The organism is Streptococcus oralis, assembly GCF_001579175.1.
Lineage (GTDB): Bacteria > Bacillota > Bacilli > Lactobacillales > Streptococcaceae > Streptococcus > Streptococcus oralis_O.
This window is the reverse complement of sequence record NZ_KQ970759.1, coordinates 477,927-483,206: the sequence shown is the minus strand read 5'-3', so window position 1 is coordinate 483,206 and position 5,280 is coordinate 477,927. Positions and strand designations below refer to the sequence as shown.

At 40.8% G+C, this 5,280-nt stretch carries 7 protein-coding genes and 1 pseudogene; 6 read left to right on the top strand and 2 right to left on the bottom strand.

The genetic code is table 11. From position 1 onward, the window contains the following. The 6 genes and pseudogenes from SORDD24_RS02435 to SORDD24_RS02410 form a co-directional block, all read left to right on the top strand. A pseudogene (locus SORDD24_RS02435) lies at positions 1-301 on the top strand (ribose-phosphate pyrophosphokinase); the annotation flags it as partial. 9 nt (positions 302-310) lie between these two features. Further along, positions 311-1,426 carry a cysteine desulfurase family protein gene (locus tag SORDD24_RS02430; protein WP_061407132.1) on the top strand — a complete coding sequence of 372 codons (1,116 nt, stop codon included), beginning with the start codon at positions 311-313 and terminating at the stop codon, positions 1,424-1,426. 4 nt (positions 1,427-1,430) lie between these two features. Continuing rightward, entirely contained in the window at positions 1,431-1,778 is a 348-nt protein-coding gene (locus SORDD24_RS02425) for a DUF1831 domain-containing protein (protein WP_000863530.1), read from the top strand. Between the two features lie 6 nt (positions 1,779-1,784). Further along, positions 1,785-2,000 (top strand): DUF4649 family protein, encoded by a 216-nt coding sequence (locus tag SORDD24_RS02420; protein ID WP_061407130.1) that lies wholly within the window; start codon positions 1,785-1,787, stop codon positions 1,998-2,000. 82 nt (positions 2,001-2,082) lie between these two features. Next, the gene (locus SORDD24_RS02415; protein WP_061407128.1) at positions 2,083-2,724 is read left to right on the top strand and encodes a redox-sensing transcriptional repressor Rex; all 642 of its coding nucleotides are present in this window, start codon (positions 2,083-2,085) and stop codon (positions 2,722-2,724) included. A gap of 15 nt (positions 2,725-2,739) precedes the next feature. Next, the gene (locus tag SORDD24_RS02410) at positions 2,740-3,429 is read left to right on the top strand and encodes a gamma-glutamyl-gamma-aminobutyrate hydrolase family protein (protein ID WP_001040040.1); all 690 of its coding nucleotides are present in this window, start codon (positions 2,740-2,742) and stop codon (positions 3,427-3,429) included. Here SORDD24_RS02410 and radC read toward each other — a convergent pair. Both radC and SORDD24_RS02400 read right to left on the bottom strand, forming a co-directional pair. Further along, entirely contained in the window at positions 3,426-4,106 is a 681-nt protein-coding gene (gene radC, locus SORDD24_RS02405) for a RadC family protein (protein ID WP_049537481.1), read from the bottom strand. The genes SORDD24_RS02410 and radC overlap by 4 nt on opposite strands. A gap of 42 nt (positions 4,107-4,148) precedes the next feature. Then, a partial coding sequence (locus tag SORDD24_RS02400) for a 3'-5' exonuclease (protein ID WP_196757259.1) occupies positions 4,149-5,280 on the bottom strand: 1,132 nt, incomplete at its 5' end.

Genomic DNA, 5,280 nt, shown 5'->3' with positions numbered 1-5,280 from the left:
GATTGACGATATCCTAAATACTGGTCGTACTTTCTCTGAAGCAGCAAAAATCGTTGAACGCGAAGGGGCAACTGAAATCTATGCGGTCTCTAGTCACGGCCTCTTTGTAGAAGGTGCTGCTGAACTTCTAGACGCAACTAACATTAAAGAAATCCTTGTAACGGACTCTGTAGTAACAAAAGAAAGAACTCCTAAAAATGTATGTTACATTACTGCTAGCGAATTGCTCGGTGATGCTATCATCCGTATTCACGAAAGAAAACCAGTCAGCCCACTCTTTGCCTACAACAAAAAGAAATAAGGTGATTCTTTGATTTATTTGGACAATGCTGCAACTACACCTATGTCAGCTGTAGCTATCGCAGAAATGACCAAGGTCATGCAAGAAACCCATGGTAATCCGTCAAGTATTCATAGTCATGGTCGTCATGCTGGTAAACTGCTCCGTGAAGCTCGTCATGACTTGGCTCACTTACTTGAAACCAAACCTCAACATATCTTTTTCACGTCTGGTGGTACAGAAAGTAACAATACAGCTATCATTGGCTATTGTCTCCGTCATCAGGAACGTGGCAAACATATCATCACTACAGCTATTGAACACCATTCTGTCCTTGAGACCATTGATTATCTGGTTCAACATTTTGGCTTTGAAGCGACAGTTATCCAACCAGTAAATCAAGAAATCGATGCCCAACAGATTCAAGAAGCTTTACGTGACGATACCATCCTCGTTTCAACTATGTATGCTAATAATGAAACAGGGAGTCTCTTGCCTATTGCTGAGATTGGACATATTTTAAAAGACCATCCTGCTGCTTATCATGTAGACGCTGTTCAAGCTATCGGGAAAATTCCTATTCATCCCGAAGGATTAGGAATTGATTTCCTTAGCGCTTCTGCTCACAAGTTCCATGGTCCAAAAGGAGTTGGTTTCCTCTACGCTTCATCTATGGACTTTGATTCCTACCTTCACGGTGGGGACCAAGAGCAAAAAAAACGGGCTGGAACAGAAAACCTTGCAGCCATTGTAGGTATGGTTGCTGCTCTCAAAGAAGATCTGGATTATCAAGTTGATTATTACCAAAAACTAAGTTCCCTTAAAACAGTTTTTCTAGAAGAGATTGCCGATTTAGACTACTATCTCAATGAAAGTCGCAACCAACTGCCTTATGTTTTAAATATCGGTTTTCCTGGTCAGAAAAATGATTTGCTTTTACTTCGGTTAGACCTTGAGGGAATTTCAATTTCAACTGGTTCTGCTTGTACTGCTGGTATTGTGCAAACCAGTCATGTACTCGAAGCTTTCTATGGACCCGATTCGCCTCGTTTAAAAGAATCTGTCCGTATCAGTCTCTCTCCTCTTAATACTGAGGAAGAACTGAAACAACTCGCACAAACCTTAAAAAATATTATTGGAGATTAAACTAATGGCATTCGAAAAAACCATTAAACTACAAAACTGTCGCTACAACTATACACTTAGTCCAACTGTTAAAAAGTTCACACTAAAAGACAATACTTTCTTTGAAACAAAAGTAGGAAACTACGAACTGACTCGTCTACTTGAGAAAGTACCTAATAGTGGTGAAGGTTTCAAACTAAAAATCATCATCAATAAAGACCTTACAGGTGTTAAACTCAACATTACTGATAAATCCGGTCTTCGTTTGGTAGATATCTTTAAATCAGAGGAACACCATATCCACCAAGAAAAATTCTACTTCCTCATGGATAGTCTTGTAGAACGTGGGATTTTCACTAAAGAGGAAAGATAAGGCCTCATGTATCGTCTCACCTACCTAGATAGTTACCAAATTGAGCGCATGCTTGAATATACCGACTACGATGAGCTCATGTTATCCCTATCAGGATGCGTGACCCTACCAGATACATTTCTGGTAACCTCGTTAACCTTTAATGATAAAGTGATCTACCGAGGATTAGTCGGAGATCTCTATCGATTTCTATCACAAGTCCATTTTTTAGATAAAAACTAAGAATTTTCTTAGTTTTTTCTTATTTTTGTTGATTTTTTCACAATGTTTCTATAAAATAGAAGAATAGAAAGGTTGTGATTTTGTGAAAGAAAAACAGTCTGCTATTCCAAAAGCAACAGCAAAAAGACTCTCACTTTACTATCGAATTTTCAAGAGATTTCATGCAGAAAAAATCGAACGTGCCAACTCTAAACAAATTGCAGAGGCTATCGGTATCGATTCGGCGACCGTCCGTCGTGATTTTTCCTACTTTGGTGAACTAGGAAGACGTGGATTTGGTTATGATGTTAAAAAACTCATGACGTTTTTTGCTGACCTCCTAAATGATAACTCCATCACCAATGTTATGTTGGTTGGGATTGGTAATATGGGGCATGCCCTTCTCCACTACCGCTTCCACGAGCGCAACAAAATGAAAATTATCATGGCCTTTGACCTGGATGACCATCCTGAAGTCGGTACTCAGACTGCTGACGGGATTCCCATCTATGGTATATCTCAAATCAAGGAAAAGATTAAGGACGCAGATGTCAAAACTGCTATCCTGACTGTTCCAAGTGTCAAATCTCAAGAAGTAGCCAACCTCTTGGTTGATGCTGGTATAAAAGGTATTCTCAGTTTTTCTCCTGTCCACTTGCACCTTCCAAAAGATGTGGTCGTTCAGTACGTCGATTTGACAAGTGAACTCCAAACTCTCCTCTATTTTATGCGGAAAGAGGATTAGAAAGCGAAAGCATTTATGAATAAACCAGTTATTGGGATTACAGGAAATGAAAAAGCTCATCCAGATGATGACATCATGATGAGCTATGCAGCAAAAGGCTTTGTTGAAGGAGTCAAGGACGCTGGCGGAATTCCCATTATCCTTCCGATTGGTGACCAAGAAATGGCACATCACTATATTAGCATGATTGATAAACTCATCCTAACTGGTGGGCAAAATGTCGATCCAAAATTCTATGGTGAGCCAAAAATAATTGACAGCGATGACTACCATTTACAAAGGGATATCTTTGAACTAGCTCTTATCAAAGAAGCTATCCAACAGAAAAAACCGATTTTTTCTGTTTGTCGTGGTACCCAGCTTTTTAATGTTGCCATGGGAGGCACACTTCATCAAGATATCGAAGACCACTGGCAGGATTGTTCAGCCGAATACACTACCCAGCGACTTCTTACCGAACCAGATACTGTTCTCAGAGAAATTTACGGAGAAATCTCACATATTAACTCCTTCCACCATCAGAGTATCAAGGATTTGGCTCCAAATTTAAAGGTTGTGGCCTATGATCCCAAGGATAGGATTATCGAGGCAGTCGTAACAACAGATGACATCCCATTTCTCGGCGTCCAATGGCATCCAGAATTTCTATTTGAAAATCGCCCCAAGGATAAAACACTATTTGACTATGTTGTTAATGAACTTTAAATCAGATCAGTCTTTTCACGGTAACTAAAATAATCGGAATGAGAGACAATCAAATGATCCAGAAACACCAGTCCCATTAGTTCACAGGCTTCCTTGACTAACTTGGTTACATGATCATCATTTCGGCTAGGTGCTACTGCACCTGAAGGATGATTGTGGACTAAAATAACAGAAGTCGCCATATGCTTGATGGCATAGTGAAGGATTTCCCTCGGTTCAGCAATGCTACGTGTCGCGGATCCGATAAAGATGGTCTGCTGATGAATAATTTGATTTTGAGTATTGAGATAGAGCGCCACTAGGTGCTCTTGTTTTTTATCACCAAGTTCCTGTTGCATTTTTTTAGCTAGCTTTTGACTGCTGAGAATACTTTCCATCTCAAGAGTTTCATGCTTGTGAATGCGATTCCCCAGTTCAATCACTGCTTGTAGTTCAATAGCTTTAATGCGTCCAATACCAGACAGACTCTGCAATTCCTGCAGGGTCATTTTTTTCAAATCAGTTAGACTGGTCAAACTGTTCAAGACTTTCTGGGAAATTTCAAAAACATTTGCCTGACGCGTTCCAGTTCTGAGTAGTATAGCTAGCAATTCTTGATTGCTCAGTGCCTCTACTCCTTCTTTAACTAGTCTTTCTCTAGGCAAGAGTGAATCTTCTTGGAATGAAATACTGTACATAAAAATCCTCCTCACTTTATTATTCGTGAGAAGGATGGAAAATTAGATTTTTTTCTCAATTGGAGCTACACTGGCTAGGAGTTTTTTCAGCCCCACTTCTGGGAAATTGATTTTCAGTTCCTGCGTATCGCCACTACCCGAAACTTCAAGGACTGTTCCCTCTCCCCACTTCTTGTGAAGGGCAATATCCCCAATAGACCAACTTGTATCAGTCGAATCTTTTTTATTTCCGGCTGCAAATTGTCCAAATGGGAGACCACTTGACTGGATAGAGCTTGGTGCAGCCTTGCGTTTTCTTTCTTGAAGTGCCTGGGCTAAGCTCATACCTTGACCAAAGGCCACTCCACCATTGCTATAAGATGCTTTAAAGTTAGTATTCGCTGGTCGAGCCAAGCCCTGATACTCAAGCAGGTCCGAACTGATTTCATTGATGAAACGTGTTGGACGGTTATAGTTGGTCTTCCCAAACAGTAATCGAGAGTTGGCATTGGTTAGATAGAGGATTTTCTCCGCGCGCGTGATACCTACATAGGCCAAACGGCGTTCTTCTTCCAGTTCATCAGGATCCTCAGCTGCGCGGCTAAGCGGAAAGACATTCTCCTCCATCCCGATAATAAAGACAACTGGGAACTCGAGTCCCTTAGCAGCGTGCAAGGTCATCAAGGTCACTTCCGATGTTTCCTGACTACCAGAGTCCGTATCCGCAATCAAGGCCAAATCATTCAAGAAACGACTGAGTTTATCTAAACCTGTTTCCTCTTCTTGACTATCAGGATTGTCGTCAAAATTCTTAGTAACAGATAGGAACTCTTCGATATTCTCAACCCGAGCCTTGCTTTCTAAGGTTGCTTGGGTATTAAGAATCTCGACATAACCTGTTTTTTCAAGAACTGCTTCAACCAACTCTGTTATGCTTAATTGATCCAGTTGCTCTCGCAAATCCAAAATCATATTGGCAAACTCCCAGATAGACTGGGCTGCTTTTCCTTTGATGCCGGACAGCATGATATTGGCTGAAGCGTCTAGCATGGACATCTCTTGTAGGTTAGCAAAGTCGCGAATTTTCTCAACAGTACCTGGCCCAATTCCACGTTTCGGCTCGTTGATAATGCGCTCAAAACTGATATTGTCACTCAGATTGGCAATGAGGTTAAGATAAGCGATAATATCACGG

What these genes read in the sequence shown, in the direction of transcription:
- radC (WP_049537481.1), bottom strand. Translation starts at nt 4,106, where the DNA reads ATGTACAGTATTTCATTCCAAGAAGATTCACTCTTGCCTAGAGAAAGA.
- SORDD24_RS02425 (WP_000863530.1), top strand. Translation starts at nt 1,431, where the DNA reads ATGGCATTCGAAAAAACCATTAAACTACAAAACTGTCGCTACAACTAT.
- SORDD24_RS02410 (WP_001040040.1), top strand. Translation starts at nt 2,740, where the DNA reads ATGAATAAACCAGTTATTGGGATTACAGGAAATGAAAAAGCTCATCCA.
- SORDD24_RS02420 (WP_061407130.1), top strand. Translation starts at nt 1,785, where the DNA reads ATGTATCGTCTCACCTACCTAGATAGTTACCAAATTGAGCGCATGCTT.